A 16,898-nucleotide genomic window follows, 5' to 3' on the forward strand; every position below is an offset into this window, starting at 1 on the left:
GTATGTGGATCCGGATGGGCGTTATAAGTCCAGGCCATACAATCCGAGTCCTACCGACCACTTGATATATCCACCTCAAAAAAATAGCCAATGTTATTATGATTGTTATGAAAAGGCAAAGGCAGCGATGTCACCAAGGTCTGCAGTAATGGATCAAGCACCACACAATAAATCTCTTTCATGTAAACAGCCAACGCAAAAGTGGAATGTATTTGATAAAGAAAAGAGGTCAGCAGTTCAGGAGCTTATCGAAGAACTATATGCAGAAGTATCTTGTGATATTGAATGTTCATTAAATACATTATATTGAAGGACTAAAATGAAATTAGAGTATATGAATTTGAGCAGGAACTTCAAACCAAGAGTGAAATCATGCAGAGTCTTTCTGTGCAGTTATTTAATTAGGGATTATGTAAATGAAATTTAAACAATTCATTCAAGTTGCAATGATGTTGTCATTTGTAGAAGCAACTTACAACTTTATTTATGACTTTTTGTATATTGAATTTACAAATGATAATTTGGTTTTGCTCGGCATACCATTTGTTAACTTTATATCTATTCCACTACAGTATTTAGTGATTTCATGCATTGCTTGGCCTATTTATTCATGGCTTATATTGAAAGACATTGAATAGAGTGATGCCTTGTTTTTGCTTTAAGACAAAAGGCTTTGTCTCTGAATTATTATGTGATGTTACTTTCGTACAACCACAACTAGAAATTGTAGTAAATAAGGCGGTGTCGCTGGGTTATCAATGCGTCAGCAGAGCCAGCAAAATATCTACTACATGACTAACCATCTCGGTCATGTCTATGGTGTGTTTGACCAGGCTGGCGAAAGACTCAGCCAGAGAGGTTATTCGCCTTGCGGTCAAGTAAGTGGTGATGATTTCACTCTACAGCCGTTTGGTATGTCGCCCAAACGCTCAGATTTTGAAAGTGGATTAGTTTATTTTGGTTATCGCTTCTATATGCCAAACTTGGGCCGCTGGCTAAACCTTTGATTGTAAGGACGGCGCCATGTTTTGTCTTAACGCGATTTACTTAGAGATCGACCCAACGGCGCGAAGTAACCTTGCAGCGCTTTATTAATTTCTTTGCGATGCTTGAGGTCTGGATAGAGAGGGAACATATCTGGTTTGGTCGTGCCATCGACTAAGTAAGCATTCTCGATATCTGAGCAGGATTCAATCGTAGCTTCAAAGGCTCGCGCCATCATCTCTGTTGGTAGTGAGAAGTAACGGGCCGACATCGCTTTGTCGGCAATAACACTTCGCGCCACGTAATCGTGTTTGTCTAGGTTATTGTCGCTGAGTAGTGTGGCATCGAACAGTGACATCAAACTCTCGTTTAATGGATGGGGTCTCACCTTTCTATCGTGTAGCCAACAGTCACTGGCGAACAAGATTTGCTTGCGAGGACCGGAGGTGTCACCAATCTCAAATGCTTTCTCTGCGATATAGTGGTCAAACGCATGCCAAAACTCATGCGCTAACGCACCAGCACCTGCATTTTTAGCGAGGGCTAACTCTCTCTGGTTCGGTGCGTAGTGTGCTTGTACACCCTTTCTTCCACCACTGCCGAACGCTAAGCCTAATGTGCCGCGAAGGCCAATCGCTTCTGGTGGCAAAGCCAGGATGTAAGCCAAGTCTGCTAACGAGTCGAATATCAGATTTGCAGCGAGCTCTTTCTCTTCTTTCGTTACCCAAGCGCCCACACGCATGCTGCCCATACCGAAGGTCTGTTTGATGTCCATGAATGACACCTGATCGCCATGTCGGTAGTCTGGGCCTTTGCGCGTTTTGTATTTAAAGTGGGTTAACTTCAAAAGGGTCCTTGGAAATAGATGTAGTTTAGCGCTGTTGTGTGGTGCACAGGGTTAAGTTGAGAAAGTTAGCACCTCTGTCCGTAAATTACCGAACAAAATGAGTGAGATTGTGTTCGAAAGCCTCCCATGAGGTTGGGTTACCTTCGTGGGTCAGTGGAAATAGTGACCTATTTGGTTTTGCATAGCTTAAACGATGTAACCTCTGCGTGACATGATAACTGTCTAGCCCTGAAATCGTGACTAAATCTAACGCTTCTAAATCTAGGTAGCCGTCCGGCATCACAGCTCGCTTTGGCGCGTGAACCGCAACAACTTCACCAATCAACATTTGAGTTTGGTTACTTTCAATTGTTATCTGCTCTTTGAAGGCCAAGCCTATTTTTAGAGGGCTTTCCAAAACAAACGGAGCAGGGAACACATCATCGTAATAGGGCGTGAGACCGACCGCGTTAAATTCTGAGACTGATTTAGGATAACGAGCGGAAGTTTGATGAGCTTTTTGAACAAAGCCCGCCCCGATACTATTGATAGTGAAGTGTTGAGTTTCTAGGATATTTTCTAGTGTATGACGGCGACTTTCCGCAGGCCGGATGATGAAGCCAAGTAAAGGTGGATTCGACCCCAAATGAACCACAGAGCTCACTACTGCAAGATTTTCTAGCCCCTGTTTGTCGCAGGTGCCAATAAGGTTTGCGCTTTTAAACCCGGATAAGGAGTTAATTAAACGAGCGCGCTCACGCTGGTCCATTGCTTTGATATCTTGTCTTGAAAGGGTCATTGCCTTCATATCTTCTCTTCTTCTCACTTTTGTTTTCGACGACTTGTTTACTAACCAAACTAAAACATATCTACGCAGCATCGCTTTATTCCGATCATCCAGTTTGAATAAGTGGTTGTGAAAGGAGGATTCTTTTAGAAAATTGCAATTTTCTTGAAATTAAATGTGACACTGTAGCTTAATTTGTTGTTGCAGCGGTTTGCTATTGAGCGATACCATGTACGGCTATTTCTTTGGTAAAGATGTAATTATGTCAGATGAAAAGCTCGCGCTAGAGTGGATGCGCCAACAAGCGCATAGAATTGATCCATATGTTATAAATCCATCATTTGATGAATGCGTTGAGTTGCTTGAGCCTGCCTTTAAGAAGGGCAGGAGTGTCGCGCAGCTAAAATATCTATTATCAGAAGCGGATCGCCGAGCGGGAGCTGCCGAACGTAAACATGCTGCTTTAAAGTTTGCTAAAGAAAAAAGCCCAAAGGCAGGTCAAAACCTTCGTCTGCAAAGCAAACTTCAACAAGTTCAATTGGCATTAAAGTTAGCAACTGGCGATAACAACATGACCATATCGCAGTTCTGCTCTGAGTATGATGTCAGTAAGCGAGACGGCAACGAAGCGTGGAATGAAAAGTTGGTTGAGCAGAATAATAAGAAGTGATTTCGTGATGACGTATATGGTTTAACTGAAGATCCGACAAGATTCACTTGCTTATGTATTCATTTAAAATCCTACCAATAAATGTTGCTCAACGGTATTTCAAAAGCCTGAAGATCTTCTTTTCAGGCTTTGCTAACAGCTAGCCACTCATCAGTTCCGTCTTAGTCGTTAACCACGTCTAAAAGTACCGATGAGTGAATATCAGGTATCAAGGTCGAATGTTGTTGAAACTGACCTTTTGCGTTCCATCACTCTGATTCTCTAATTTAATTACATCTCCTTGATAGTAATAAGGTTCCATTGGCATCTTGCTGTTGGTTGGCCTTGCGTAGTGAAGTACAGCGGGTTTACCTTCCTCTTGTCGAGCATATAAATAGCCAATCAGCGCATGTTCAAATTGGTGGTAGCCATTGCCCCAATGGAAAGCTTTAGTACGCTTAGGCTCAAGCCCAACGCCACCGTATTTATGATCTACCCATACATCATGAAAGGTGGGCAGGGTGTATTGCAGTACGTCTTTCATTGAACCATCGATAAGCGATACCGTCATCGCAGCTTGATCAAGCTCAGCCCATTCCCATGATGACGCCCATTGGCTGTACGGTCTGCTTTGCCAGCCCGTGATATCTTGCCCTTGCCACATCTTCTGAAGTCGCTCGCCAAAGTAGTTAGATACATTGGCAAAATCTTTTTGATATTGCGCCTGAGCCAAAGTGTGTTTCATACCGTCTAAACCAAACTTAGACCAATCGGAATTTTTTAATGCATGACCAGTTAGATAGGTCATCCAATACGCTTTAATGGTGTGCCCAAAATCATTGTGATTGGCATTCGGCATCATTGCCGCTTTGTCGTGAATTGCGCCGTAGAAGCGTTGTTCATCTTCAGAGTGGTAGTGATCAATCATGGCTTGCGTGAGCCAGTTTAAGTCATCAAGCCATTTGGCTTTGACGGGCTCTTTGAGCAGAGGAGTGACTAACAACAGGTAGCCGTTTATTTGATCAAGTTGCGCGACCAGTTCACGTCGTTTTTCACTGCCATCTTCACCGTCGGCGAGTACCCAAGCAAGACCGCTGTTGTCGCTAAGTCTATATTTATCAAAGATAAAAGCTTGTTGGGCGATGAGTGCTTCTTCTACCTTTTTGTCTTGGGTCAGGTAGTAGTACATCGCGAGTCCAACCAGCGCATACGCTTGATCTTGAGAGGTACGTTGCTGCCAATCTTGACCCGCTTTTCCCTCTTTTGTGTAGCCAATAAAGCCACCATTTTTCTTATCTTCTAGTTGATCAATGAGGTAGTAGGCACCTTGCTTGGCAAGCGCTAAAGCTTGTTTGTCTCCAGTAAGGTGATAGAGCACGCCGTAGGCATAGGTTTGGCGTGATTTCATACGCGTAAACTCCTTGCCAAAGTGGGGAGTGATCCAGCCTCTGTTCAATTCAGGACACACATCAGATACATCGAGCAAGGTGCCATCATCACAACGAAATGTCGGGAAGTTGCCTATCGGTTCTCCCTGTGCGCTCGGCATAAGCCAGTAAGGTGCGAGCCCTTCAGAAGCATGATTGATCCAGTCTTCTCCAGAGGGAAGGGTGACATTGGCAGATACGGCCAAGCTAGTGACACTGAGTAATGCGATGGTTGCTCGTAACATAACGTTTATCTTAACTATTTGAATTTAGTTGAATATAAACAATCACATCTGCACATTGTGATTAGGCGATCACAATCGACCAAATTATTTGTGGTGTAGATGTAGGACTATTTGGGTCTTACTCATTTTAATATTGCAAATGAACAATAAATTATCGTTTATCGATAAATTATTGTTGATCATCGTTTGTTTTGATCTTAATATTCTTCCATCAACTCAACAGGAATATAAGTATGTCTAAGATTCAAAAACAAAGTCGCCGTGTGCGAATGCTACTGCAGTCCTTTCTTGCACTCACTCCGATCATGGTGTGTTACTTCTGGCTAACTGTTCAAACACCCTATGACTTTCTTAGTGAGATGGGCATTATTCAGTTTTCCATCGAGATGGATTACTTTATAACCTCTCCACTCACAGTCTCTCCACTTACTACGACAACAAGAATCATCGCAATGTTCACCAGTTTGGCGATGTCGAGCATTCTTATGTATGCATTAACGGTTCTGATACGCCTATTCCGTAACTATGAGCGAGGTGAAATCTTCTCTTTAGAAAACGCAATGTCCTATCAGAAACTCGGATATAGCTTGTTCTATTGGGTATTAGGTTCAGTTATCTATGGTTCATTGATGTCAGTGATTCTGTCGTTCAATAATCCACCAGGTGACCGTATCTTTGAGATTAGTTTCGTTGGTATGGACTTTTTAACACTGATATTGGGTATAATTATTTTGATCATCTCATGGGTGATGAAAGAAGGTTATATTCTGGCTGACGAACATAGCCAAACGATTTAAAGGACTTGTCATGACTATCCGCATTAATTTAGACATTATGATGGCCAAACGGAAAATGCGATTAAAGACATTGGCAAAAGAAGTTGGGATAACAGAAGCCAACTTGTCCGTATTAAAAAATGATAAAGCCAAAGCCGTAAGGCTATCGACGCTCGACAAGCTGTGTGAAGTTTTAGAGTGCCAACCTGGTGATATTTTAGAATTTGAACCGAATGATCATAAAGACGGCGTTGCGGCAGAATAGCCAGTAAGGAAATCGCTTTCAAATCATCTAATAATGAACGAGTCTCGATATCGCATCGAGACTCTTTTTAATCTATTTATACCGGCTCTCCCGCCTCGTCCTCTTCAACCACATCGGTTTCTAAGCTCGCTTCTGCCAACCATTTTTGTACTGATGGGCTGTTGAGCACACGTTGCTGATACTGTGATGCCTTCTCTGAAAGTTTGATGCCATAGGTTTCTACGCGCAATGCAAGGGGTGCAAACATCGCATCGGCAATCGACCATTCACCAAACAACCAACCTTCTGGATATTGTTCCATTTGCGTCGACCATATGGCATCAATACGAGCGATGTCTTTCAATGCTTCTTCACTCAAAGCAAGCTTTCTTTGAGCGCGGCAGTTCATCGGCATTTCATTTCTGACGGCAAAAAATCCAGAGTGCATCTCTGCAGAAATTGCTCGGGCATGGGCGCGTTCTTTCACTGATTTAGGCCATGCTGCGCCGTCCAAGTAAGCTTCGTTAACGTATTCGAGAATCGCCAGTGAATCCCACACAGCAACGTCACCGTCAACCAGGGTTGGAACTTTGGCTGTTGGTGTCACTGAAGCTAGTGTGTCGTAAAAATCAGACGTGAATAGCTTGAGCTTGATGACTTCCGCATTGAGGTTATAGTTGTCGAATATTAGCCATGCGCGTAATGACCAAGTTGAGTAGTTCTGGTTTCCAATATAAAGCTGCATCGTTGCTTCCTTGCGTTTAGTGGGTATGCATTTGAGCTTAGGGGATTGTATTGCGGCGCACTAACGGATAATTTTGATGCAATACATTAATAAAAACGATGGGTGGTAATTTCAATATGGATATTGATGCTTTGCGAGGCTTTCTCGCGTTTGTAGAAACCAGTAGCTTTACTCGTGCTGCGAAACAGATCAATCGCACCCAATCGGCATTCAGTGCGCAGATGCGCAAACTGGAAGAAGAACTCAACGTGACTCTTTTCCAGAAAGAAGGCCGTAATCTCGTGCTGACAGAGGCTGGCTTAGCGCTGCGTTCTCATGCGGAGCAGTTGGTCGCCCTCCACAATGCCGCCCTCAAGCAAGTAAAGCGTTACGAAGACAAACAACCTCTAAGACTCGGTTGCCCTGAAGACTACAATGACACTATTCTGCCAAAAGTGATTCGCCTGTTGCAGAAAGCAGAACCCACCTGTTCTATTCAAGTATTCAGCCTACCAAGCATTACGCTCAGAGAGTGGTTGGATGATGGTAGGCTTGATGCTGCAATTGTCACCCGAGCGCCTGACAGTGAAGAGGGCTATTGGCTTACCAGTGATGTGGGAGTATGGATAAGCAGCCCTGATTTTGTGTTTGATGATTCTAAACCTGTTCCACTTGCTCTGTTCCAGACTGATTGTAAATACCATGCAGCGGCGGTGAATGGCCTAACTAAACAGGGTACGTCTTATCAGTTGTTGGCGTGCAGTAATACCGCTTCGGCGCAACGTGCCATTGTTAAAGCGGGTTTAGCGATTGGCGCGATGGGTAAGCTGAGTGTGACTTCTGATTTGAACATTCTGGAAGATATGCCACCACTGCCTTCGGTGGATATTGTGCTGATTTTAGCGAGCAAACATCACCCAGTGTTAGACAAAGAAGTGCTTAACCAACTTGTGGAGTTGGACTCCAATTAGACTTTTTCTCGGTGAGGGTAATGTTGAGTGCGGAGCTAAAATAGATAGGCCGAGAACATGCTGTTTCGCGGAGGAAATTGTGGTTCTCGGCCTAGTTATTGTTAGACGTTGTTGGTAATTAAGAAAGCTTGAACTTACTCAGTTCGCCGTGTAAATCTCCGGCTTTCACTGTCAGCTCATTACTGATTGCTACTGATGAAGTCATGGTATCCATCACTTCCACTGCTGTGTCATTGATGATCACTACATTGCGGTTAATCTCTTCTGACACAGAGCTTTGTTCTTCAGCCGCGGAAGCGATCTGATTGTTCATGTCATTAATCACTTCAATCGCTTGGTTGATTTCAGACAAGGCTTGATGTGCAGCTTCGGTTTCACTTTTTGTGTTGTTCGCTTGATTCTGGCTTTGCTCCATCAGTACCACAATAGATTGAGTCTCTTGTTCTAAGCGAGCCAACATAGAGCGAATCTCTTCTGTTGAACCTTGAGTTCGATTCGCTAGGTTACGAACCTCATCAGCAACCACTGCAAAGCCTCGACCAGCCTCACCTGCACGAGCTGCCTCAATCGCGGCATTCAGTGCAAGTAAGTTAGTTTGCTCTGCAATGCCACCAATCTCGCTCAAGATACCCTGAATAGCGGTGCTCGAATCGACTAAGTTCTGTGTTTGTTGCTGCACATCGTTAACCTGCACAGCCAAGCTGTCTACAGCACTGGCGGCATTGTCCATGCGCGTCATACCATTGAGACTGTTGCTTTGCACTTGGCTTGCAGCTGCCGCTGCTTGAACCGCTGAGTTCGCCACTTCTTGCGCTGTTGCACTCATTTCATTGATAGCGGTGGCAAGTGAGTTCACTTCGTTAACTTGAGAATTCAGCTGGTCACGTGAAACTTCAGCACGAGCTTGGCCTTCTGTCGCGTTTTTATCCACTTGGTCAGCCGTTACCATCACGGTAAGTAGCATCTCTTGTATGCGAGATAGGAAGGTATTGAACCAGTGTGCAAGCTGAGCGGTTTCATCCTTACCTTTCACTTCAATGCGATAAGTTAAGTCACCTTCACCCTGTGCTGCATCTTTAAAGCGTTCCACTAAGTTGTTCAAAACCTTGCCCAAAGAGTTAGCAATGAATGCCATTGAGGCAATGCCTAGAAGAGCGGCGATGATTCCCGCCCACACACCTTTTTCAAGTGCTTTTGAATTCTGAGCATCACTCCACTCGGTGTAGTCATTGACGCTTTTGGCTAGGTGACTACTAGGAACAGACACCATGACTACCCATGGCGCATCACTGGTATCAATGGCAGTAATCGCGTACTCATCGCCGCCGAAAGTCACAAGACCGGCGCCTTCTTGGTTAGCGATAGACTGAATCTTTGACCATTCAGATTCCAATTCAGAAGAGACTTTTTTACCCACCATATTTCCAGCTCGGCTGTTGGCCAGTGTAATGCCTTTCCATGAAGTGATTAGGATTTTTCCTTGGCCATCAAACAGGTTACGCGCAAGTAACTCACTTTGGCTTTGGAGTTCATGTAGGGATAAATCAAAGCCTAGCGAGCCGATGATTTTTCCGTCATGTTTGATTGGTTGGCTGATGGTGGTAATGAGCTCTTGTTTGCCGCGCACTGAATAAAAATACGGTTCCATCACAAACGTTTTACCTGTTTGATATGGCATTAAGTGCCAGTCATCTTTGCGCTCACCGTTGCTGTTGAGATCGGTGTTGCTAAAGCTTTCCATTGCGACAGCATCAAAGCTGTTCTGGTCATTGGGAGAGAAGAAAGGCGCAAGGTAGCCCTGACTGTTAAAACCTAACTCAGTGTTTGAGCTTAACTCGATGTTTGAGCCAGATTCGATATTCGAGTCTGATTCTGTGTTAATGCTCAGTTCCGTGTTCGAGTCTTGTTGGTTATCTGAAATCAGCGACGTCTCTGAGCCATTTTCGCTGTTCACGTTGAGCTCGTTATTCAAGACAGACTGTTGTGACCATGTCTTATCCTCCCAAACCATGTAACCCGCAAATACAGCTTTGTTTTGTGCTTCCAGTGCCGCAGTAAACTGTTTCACGATAAGCTCTGCACTTGCGTCGGTTTCTGAACTTAATTCGATGATTGAGCGCACTTGCTTAAGGTTCGCTAATACAGGGTTAAGCTGGTTAGCGATGTTCAAACCTTGTTGAAGTGCCGTGTTTTGTAAATCCGTAGCAGTGGCCTCTGTCAGCTGCGTTTTTACTTTTTCAGTGACTTGTTTATTCACATCGGTAAATGCGTTGGTCGTCATTCCCATGGCGATTAACAGAGTGAAAGCCATCGCTCCGCCCGCACTCACCGCAATTCGCGTTCGTATACTGTTAAACATATTATCTCTCTAACCAAATAGTGGTAGTTTTTCAGAGATTTTAAACAAGATACGTGAATGGAAAATTCTAAATAATGAACACAATAAGAATAGGGTGATTAAAAATATAAATAGGATGGTATAACGCTCCGGATTATGTCTTTTAGAGAGGAACAATAAGATAGGTGTATGGCTGTTTTTATTCTATTATCTAATTGTATTTGTTGATATTTTATACTTGATGCCGTTTTTAATTTCCTGGTAAATCAGGAGGTTGTAGTTTGAGGGTGTTGTGGATATATATTGCTCATTATATGATATCAGTCACATTTTAATTTCATCCGAAGTGTGGAATACCCACTTAAAAAGTATGTATTTATACTTTGCAGACTAAATTCAAGTAACTGGACCATTGATCATCTTGATTATTAAAGAATCCCCAAGCTCTTTAGCTTTCGATAAATGGTATTGCGGCTGATCCCCAGTATTCTCGAAGTCTTGCTGATGTTGCCTTGGTTCGCTTGATAGGTTTGTAGCAAAGTTTCCTCAACGGTACTTCTTAAATCGTTATTCATTGTGCCTTTGGTGGTATTAGGAGTCGTCAGTTGATGCTGATTATCTTGCGCTAATAACGTGAGATGTTGAGCAAGGTGGCTAGGCACATGCTCGAGTGTGAGTTGTGCTTCATCACTCGCGAGTAGGGCGGCGACCTTAAGTAAATTGTCTAACTCGCGAATATTGCCTGGCCAAGAATAGGCGCACAGTAAGCTCATTAAGTGCGGGCAGATTGTCTGTTCGTCTTCTGCGTATTTACGATGAATATGCTCGATTAAGGCGTGTTTGTCTTGTCGGTGTTGTAAACTCGGCAAGGTGAAGGCTAAGCCGTTTAAGCGGTAATACAAATCTTGTCTAAATTCTCCAGTTGCGACTAACTGTTCTAGGTTTTTATGCGTCGCAGCGATGATCTGACAATCGACTTGATAGCTCTGATTTGAGCCAACAGGCACTACCGACTTATCTTGTAGAACATGCAGCAATCGACACTGAGCCTCCAATGGCATGTCGGCGATCTCATCTAGAAATAGAATTCCCTTATCCGCTTGGCGGATCTTACCTTGGAATCCTTTGTGGTTCGCGCCAGTAAAAGCCCCCGGCGCGTAACCAAACAGCTCAGATTCGATAAGATCTTTCGGCAGCGCACCGCAATTCACTGCTACTAGGGGCGAAGATTTACGTTGGCTTTGTTTGTGCAATGCTTTAACAAACTCGCCCTTACCGACCCCCGTTTCTCCTAAGATTAATAGGCTGATCCCTTTGTCGATAACCTTGTTAGCTTGCTGCCAAGCGTGTTCTATCTGTTGCTCGCCATGGTGCAGATCGCACGACGCTGAAATAGAGCGAGTGCGCTTGGTGGTTGGTTGTTTGAGGTGCTGTTTCTCAAACACAAAAGGCGCATCAAATGAGACTCGATTGAAGAGAGTCTCGATGCATTCGCCGACGATCGAGGTTTGATCCAGCAGTTGAGAGGCGACCTGATTGTGCGCGACTACCTCGCCCGCCTCATTGGCTATCACAATTCCTTGCCAGCCGCTGTGTAATAGAGATTTCTCACACGCGAGGTCGATTCGAGTCGTGCCTTGTGGGACATGACTTAGAAGCTGATTTTCAACAAGCTGAACCATATTTTGAACCAGTAATTGCACCGAGCTGTCGTGTTGCTGTTGCTCACTGGTGATGTCCAATACGCCAACCATTTGACCTTGATGATCAAACACAGGGCTTGCGGAACAACTGATAAATCGATGCTGGTGGATGAAGTGCTGTTCGCCAATGATGGATACTGGTTTCGCTTCAACGATGGCGGTGCCAATCGCGTTGGTGCCTTTAAGTTGTTCCTGCCAACATGCTCCCGAACTGAGTGCAATTGACGTCAGCTTCTCCTTAAACCGCTCCTGTCCCCAACTTGCCAGAATTACCCCTTCAATATCCGTCAGAATCAAACGACTGTCGGTGCGTGCAAACATCTGATTAAACAAAGGCAGCGCATTACGTTCGACGATGTAAATCAAGTCAGATGATTGATGACGCCGCTGTTTAAGAATCGATTGTGGCAGGCGAATGTCTTCGGGAAGTCGTCTCTGTTTTAGACCCGCTTCTGTGCTGCGGTGCCAAGAAGACGAAAGCCAATCTGAGGTGTTTGCTTGTTGAAGGTGCATGACTGTTCCATGTCGTAACAGTGAGGGTGTACCAATTTGGAACAGTTGAACACTGGGGTGGTTTCCAGACGTCCGTTCAATGCCAACTCACTTTGGGTTGTAAACGTTTGGTAATCATAGTTTTACAATTTATTAACAACAAGTTTTGAAGTTCTGGCGTGTGATTTGCGTTGTTACTGTTGTGAAGAAAACACGAAGTATCAGTGTTTTAAACAGAAAGCATAAACATGGTGGCTCTCTTCTTACGAGCTTTCTTCTCACGGGATCTGTTCTCAAGGGAAGCCGCCATGCTAGCTCGACAACATAAGCTCAATAACGAATAAACAACGACTAAAAATCAAAGAAGGATCTAACTATGATTTACGCACAGCCGGGTAGTGATAACGCAGTGGTTAACTTTAAAGCGCAATACGATAACTTTATCGGTGGCGAGTGGGTGAAACCTGTTAGCGGCGAGTATTTTGATAACACTTCCCCAGTGAATGGTCAGGTGTATTGCCAAGTGGCACGCTCAACCGAGGCGGACATTAGCTTGGCACTCGATGCCGCGCATGCAGCTCGTGCTAGTTGGGCTTCGACCAGTGTGACTGAGCGCTCCAACATCCTGCTTAAAATTGCCGACCGCATTGAAGCGAACCTTGAAGAAATCGCAGTCGCCGAGACGTGGGAAAACGGCAAGCCAGTGCGTGAAACTCTGGCGGCAGACATTCCTTTGGTTGTCGATCATTTCCGTTACTTTGCGGGTTGTATTCGAGCACAAGAAGGCAGCGCAGCAGAGCTAGATTCAAACACCGCAAGCTACCACTTCCCAGAACCTATTGGTGTGGTGGGGCAGATCATTCCTTGGAACTTCCCGATTTTAATGGCGGCTTGGAAGCTGGCACCAGCACTGGCAGCAGGCTGTTGTGTGGTGATGAAGCCCGCCGAGCAAACACCGACATCGATCCTAGTGATGATGGAGAAGATCGCTGATCTTCTACCAGCCGGCGTTGTTAATATCGTGAATGGTTTTGGTAGCGAAGCGGGTCAAGCATTGGCAACCAGTGACCGCTTAGCGAAGTTGGCATTCACAGGCTCCACAGAAGTCGGCCACCACATCTTGAAATGTGCCGCAGAAAGCTTGATTCCATCAACGGTTGAGCTGGGCGGTAAGTCTCCAAACATCTACTTCCCAGATATCTTTAATCATGAAGACGAATACCTAGATAAGTGTGTCGAAGGCATGCTGCTTGCGTTCTTCAACCAAGGTGAAGTGTGTACCTGTCCATCACGTGTGTTGATTCATGAATCGGTATACGACAAGTTCATTGCCAAGGTGGTCGAGCGTGCTCAAACTATTAAACAAGGTAACCCGTTAGATACCGATACTCAGGTGGGTGCACAAGCTTCTAAAGAGCAGTTCGATAAGATTCTGAGCTACCTAGAAATCGGTCGTCAAGAAGGTGCGAAAGTGCTAACAGGTGGTGAAATCGCGCAGCAACCAGGTGATCTCGGCAACGGTTACTACATTCAGCCAACCATGCTGGAAGGGCACAACAAGATGCGTGTATTCCAAGAGGAGATCTTCGGCCCTGTTATCGCGGTGACGACGTTTAAAGACGAAGCGGAAGCGCTAGAGATCGCCAATGACACCGAGTATGGCTTGGGTGCAGGCGTATGGACGCGTGATGCAAACCTAGCGTATCGCATGGGTCGTAACATTGAAGCGGGGCGTATTTGGGTGAACTGTTACCACGCTTACCCAGCACATGCGGCATTTGGTGGTTACAAAAAATCGGGCATTGGCCGTGAGACACATAAGATGATGCTCGATCACTACCAAAATACGAAGAACCTGTTGATCAGCTACGATACTAATCCGTTGGGTTTCTTCTGATTAAACAAAAATGGACTCAGGGGACTATTTGGACTCAATACAAAGCGCCGTATCAACGGCGCTTTTTCCCATTTTATTGACCCGCTCCTGAATGGTCTGACTCACTTTTTTGCAGTGTAATCGAGTCGAGTTCACCTAAGTGTTTTACAAACAATTCGAGTAGTTTGGGCTGTCTAGGGTGGTACGCACTTAGTAGCACTAGCTTCCGGTTGTATTTCTTGTTGGTTATTGGTGTGATGGTGATGTGTTCATCAAAGAGCTCCAAGCCAGGCCAGACTGGAACTATTGATACTCCAACGTCTTCCATCACAAGCTGAGCAATCGCCTCAAGGGAATCTAGGTCGAAAATGGTATTTTTAGTCATCCCCGTGTCGTTCATGAATCGTTCCGACATTTGCCCGCCCCAACAGGTAGGGTCATACCTAATGTAAGCGTTGTTATCAAGTATACTTGCAATAGACCCTTGAATCATTTTGTTATGAATTAATGCAAGAGGCTCGTTTCTCAGTTCTCTACATCTCAATGTTTTTGGAATGACTGAGGGAGGGGCAACGACAATAGCTGCATCAAGGTCGCCATTGATAAGGCTCCGATTTAAGTCGATAGAATTCCCAGGAATGATATGAAATTTTGCCTGCGGCGCAACTTTGCGAATGGACTTGAGAGTCGATGGGATGAACGCGGTTAATGACGTTGAGTTAGCCCCCACTCTTAACGTTCCATCTAATCCTGACCCTTGCGCAACTTCAATAAGATCACGAGTCTCTCTGATAATCGATTTTGCTTTGGGGACAACCGCCAAACAGGCATATGTGGCCTGAACAGTACTTCCTGCTCGTTTAAACAGCTTACAATTAAACTCGCCCTCTAACGCTTGAATCCTTTGACTGATCGCTGCTGGTGTTATGCCTTGGGCACGAGCTGCAGCGGCTATTGACCCTTCCTCTGCGACTGCGACAAGGCTTTCAAGAAATCGACTGTCCATAGGTTTCCTTACGAATGAATATATAAAAACTTAGTTTTTCTAATTTTATGTGGTGAGTAAACTAGCTGCAACTACGGCTTAAGTCTAGAGCCGATGTCACTTTAAAAGGAAGCTTAAATGAATTTTGATCTGTGGTTTGCGTTTTTGATGGCGTGCATTGTTTTAGCTGTTTCTCCTGGTGCAGGGGCCGTGAATATGATGTCAATAACAATGAAATACGGCTTTCGTCGAAGCTTGATTTCAAACCTTGGGTTACAAGTTGGGAACATGTGCAATATTGTGATGGTTGGTGTTGGGCTTGGCGCTGTTCTTGCCCAATCAGAAGTTGCGTTTATCGCTATAAAGTGGGTTGGGGCATTCTACCTAATTTATTTAGGCATCAAGAAGTTTACTGAGACGGTGGATAATACACATTACAAAGGACACCTGCAGAAAGTCAGCGGCTTGAAAATGTTTTGCCAGTCGGTGATTGTCAACGTTACCAATCCTAAAAGTATTGTTTTCCTTGTTGCTCTTTTGCCCCAGTTTGTTGTGTCAAGCAGTCCCCATGTAGAGCAGATACTAGTGCTAGGTAGTACTTTACTTACTGTCGATATGCTTGTGATGTGTGGTTATGCATTGTTAGCTAGTCGTTTGACCGGATTAGTTAAGAATCGCCGTCATATGATTGTACAAAACCGTATTTTCGGCAGTGTATTTATTGGTACAGGCAGCTTGTTGGCAATGGCTGGGCGAAGCTAATACGGGCTTTAAAGGATACGATTAGTTTATTGATTTACTTGACTCAGACATTTCCCCTTTGAAAGCGCCTATTAATGGCGCTTTTTCATGGTGTAAACTTCTCGAACAACCGTTTTATTATTCGTTTTTAGAAAAGAAGATCTCGGGCTTGTGGGTTGGGCCTGAATTACCTTCTAGCTGAGTGAGTTCCAAACCTTGCTTTCCTATCAGAGAACCGACCAATTGGCGGTTAAACGGGTAGCTGTCGGGGTTGTTAATATACTCTTCAATATCAACCCATTTAGCCTCTGCAATTTCATCGGTGTCTTGAATCGCAATCTCTTGGGTTTGAGCGATAAGGTGGCAAATAAAGTAGAGGTTCGATTTGCCAAACTGATACGGGTGTCTCGTCGCCATGCCAACTACAGAAATGAATGTGGCTTTGATACCAGTCTCTTCCAAGGTTTCACGAACAACCGATTCTTCAATGCCTTCACCCAACTCAATATGGCCGCCCGGTAATTTGTAGCCTGTCATACCGTGCTCTTTAATCATCAGCACTTGATTATGTTCGTTGGTGATCAATGCGCCTGCGCCCAAGGTGTGGGTCGGAATGAAAGGCACAAACTCTACAATCTCGGATTTGTGGATCAGCGTAATCTCGTCTTCTAGACAGTTGTGAAACACAAAGCCAAGTTCAGTCGCCACTGGAATAAGGTGCGAGAGCGAAATAGGCAAGCTAATCCAAATTATGCCTTTGTTATTCTGCTTTGAAAATTCGGTGATCTCGCTGAGTTCGGCATTGAAAGAGTCAGCATCGTGAGGGGCTGTTGCTGGGTCGATGATGATGCCGTTAAATTTGTCGAGCGTAAATTCCACGGGTGATCCTTTATTATTTTTGATTTATAGGGAGTCGAGCATAGGTGGAGCTTATAACATCTTAAGGGCTTATAAAACCTGCTCTGCTTGTAGCGTTTTTAAGAGCACGGCAGTGATGGGTAAAAACTAAGGGAGAGTGTAAAGCGGGCGGCTTGAAACAAAAATTATGCTAGAAACAAAAACTGCGCTTGGAAGCCAAAGCGCAGTTTTAAATCGGGTCTATTTGGGTTCGACGCTAACGAACATAGTTC

The 16,898-nt window shown here is 44.6% G+C and carries 15 protein-coding genes and 3 pseudogenes; 9 read left to right on the forward strand and 9 right to left on the reverse strand.

What is annotated here, in order from left to right; translation table 11 throughout:
* The 3 genes and pseudogenes from AB4232_RS20530 to AB4232_RS20540 form a co-directional block, all read left to right on the forward strand.
* Positions 1–310 (forward strand): annotated as a pseudogene (locus AB4232_RS20530) (RHS repeat-associated core domain-containing protein); the annotation flags it as partial.
* Between the two features lie 106 nt (positions 311–416).
* A complete protein-coding gene (locus AB4232_RS20535) occupies positions 417–638 on the forward strand; it encodes a hypothetical protein (RefSeq protein ID WP_009846202.1) in 222 nt (73 codons plus the stop codon).
* Between the two features lie 120 nt (positions 639–758).
* Positions 759–1,007: a hypothetical protein gene (locus tag AB4232_RS20540; protein ID WP_372087890.1), complete on the forward strand. Its 249-nt coding sequence runs from the start codon at positions 759–761 to the stop codon at positions 1,005–1,007.
* A gap of 26 nt (positions 1,008–1,033) precedes the next feature.
* Here AB4232_RS20540 and AB4232_RS20545 read toward each other — a convergent pair whose 3' ends face one another.
* Entirely contained in the window at positions 1,034–1,831 is a 798-nt protein-coding gene (locus AB4232_RS20545; RefSeq protein WP_372087891.1) for a CLCA_X family protein, read from the reverse strand.
* 85 nt (positions 1,832–1,916) lie between these two features.
* A complete protein-coding gene (locus AB4232_RS20550) occupies positions 1,917–2,618 on the reverse strand; it encodes a flavin reductase family protein (RefSeq protein WP_372087892.1) in 702 nt (233 codons plus the stop codon).
* A gap of 241 nt (positions 2,619–2,859) precedes the next feature.
* Here AB4232_RS20550 and AB4232_RS20555 point away from each other — a divergent pair, with 241 nt between their 5' ends.
* Complete coding sequence (locus tag AB4232_RS20555; RefSeq protein ID WP_372087893.1) at positions 2,860–3,267, forward strand: hypothetical protein; 408 nt, start codon at positions 2,860–2,862, stop codon at positions 3,265–3,267.
* Positions 3,268–3,475: 208 nt separating this feature from the next.
* Here AB4232_RS20555 and AB4232_RS20560 read toward each other — a convergent pair whose 3' ends face one another.
* Complete coding sequence (locus tag AB4232_RS20560; protein ID WP_372087894.1) at positions 3,476–4,918, reverse strand: N-acylglucosamine 2-epimerase; 1,443 nt, start codon at positions 4,916–4,918, stop codon at positions 3,476–3,478.
* Between the two features lie 233 nt (positions 4,919–5,151).
* On the opposite strand from AB4232_RS20560, the gene AB4232_RS20565 reads away from it, so the two are divergent.
* Entirely contained in the window at positions 5,152–5,715 is a 564-nt protein-coding gene (locus AB4232_RS20565; RefSeq protein ID WP_009846208.1) for a DUF2975 domain-containing protein, read from the forward strand.
* A 10-nt stretch (positions 5,716–5,725) separates the two neighbouring features.
* Positions 5,726–5,959, forward strand: a complete 234-nt coding sequence (locus AB4232_RS20570) for a helix-turn-helix transcriptional regulator (protein ID WP_009846209.1) — start codon at positions 5,726–5,728, stop codon at positions 5,957–5,959.
* Positions 5,960–6,035: 76 nt separating this feature from the next.
* On the opposite strand, the gene AB4232_RS20575 is transcribed toward AB4232_RS20570, so the two are convergent.
* A complete protein-coding gene (locus tag AB4232_RS20575) occupies positions 6,036–6,683 on the reverse strand; it encodes a glutathione S-transferase family protein (protein WP_372087895.1) in 648 nt (215 codons plus the stop codon).
* Between the two features lie 98 nt (positions 6,684–6,781).
* Between AB4232_RS20575 and AB4232_RS20580 the strand changes: the two genes are divergently transcribed.
* A complete protein-coding gene (locus AB4232_RS20580; RefSeq protein ID WP_372087896.1) occupies positions 6,782–7,633 on the forward strand; it encodes a LysR family transcriptional regulator in 852 nt (283 codons plus the stop codon).
* Between the two features lie 118 nt (positions 7,634–7,751).
* Here AB4232_RS20580 and AB4232_RS20585 read toward each other — a convergent pair.
* The 3 genes and pseudogenes from AB4232_RS20585 to AB4232_RS20595 form a co-directional block, all read right to left on the reverse strand.
* Positions 7,752–9,458 (reverse strand): annotated as a pseudogene (locus AB4232_RS20585) (methyl-accepting chemotaxis protein); the annotation flags it as partial.
* Positions 9,459–9,602: 144 nt separating this feature from the next.
* A pseudogene (locus tag AB4232_RS20590) lies at positions 9,603–9,992 on the reverse strand (methyl-accepting chemotaxis protein); the annotation flags it as partial.
* A 407-nt stretch (positions 9,993–10,399) separates the two neighbouring features.
* Positions 10,400–12,187, reverse strand: a complete 1,788-nt coding sequence (locus tag AB4232_RS20595; protein WP_372087897.1) for a sigma-54-dependent Fis family transcriptional regulator — start codon at positions 12,185–12,187, stop codon at positions 10,400–10,402.
* Between the two features lie 355 nt (positions 12,188–12,542).
* On the opposite strand from AB4232_RS20595, the gene AB4232_RS20600 reads away from it, so the two are divergent.
* A complete protein-coding gene (locus tag AB4232_RS20600; protein ID WP_372087898.1) occupies positions 12,543–14,063 on the forward strand; it encodes an aldehyde dehydrogenase family protein in 1,521 nt (506 codons plus the stop codon).
* A 73-nt stretch (positions 14,064–14,136) separates the two neighbouring features.
* Here the strand turns inward: AB4232_RS20600 and AB4232_RS20605 are convergent, their stop codons facing one another.
* Positions 14,137–15,048, reverse strand: coding sequence for a LysR family transcriptional regulator (locus tag AB4232_RS20605; protein ID WP_012601130.1), 912 nt, complete (start codon positions 15,046–15,048; stop codon positions 14,137–14,139).
* Positions 15,049–15,165: 117 nt separating this feature from the next.
* Between AB4232_RS20605 and rhtB the strand changes: the two genes are divergently transcribed.
* Positions 15,166–15,789: a homoserine/homoserine lactone efflux protein gene (gene rhtB, locus AB4232_RS20610; RefSeq protein ID WP_012601129.1), complete on the forward strand. Its 624-nt coding sequence runs from the start codon at positions 15,166–15,168 to the stop codon at positions 15,787–15,789.
* A 117-nt stretch (positions 15,790–15,906) separates the two neighbouring features.
* Here rhtB and AB4232_RS20615 read toward each other — a convergent pair whose 3' ends face one another.
* Positions 15,907–16,647 carry an NUDIX domain-containing protein gene (locus AB4232_RS20615; protein ID WP_012601128.1) on the reverse strand — a complete coding sequence of 247 codons (741 nt, stop codon included), beginning with the start codon at positions 16,645–16,647 and terminating at the stop codon, positions 15,907–15,909.
* Between the last annotated feature and the right edge of the window lie 251 nt (positions 16,648–16,898).

Source organism: Vibrio sp. 10N.286.46.A8 (assembly GCF_041470165.1).
Classification (GTDB): domain Bacteria; phylum Pseudomonadota; class Gammaproteobacteria; order Enterobacterales; family Vibrionaceae; genus Vibrio; species Vibrio tasmaniensis_A.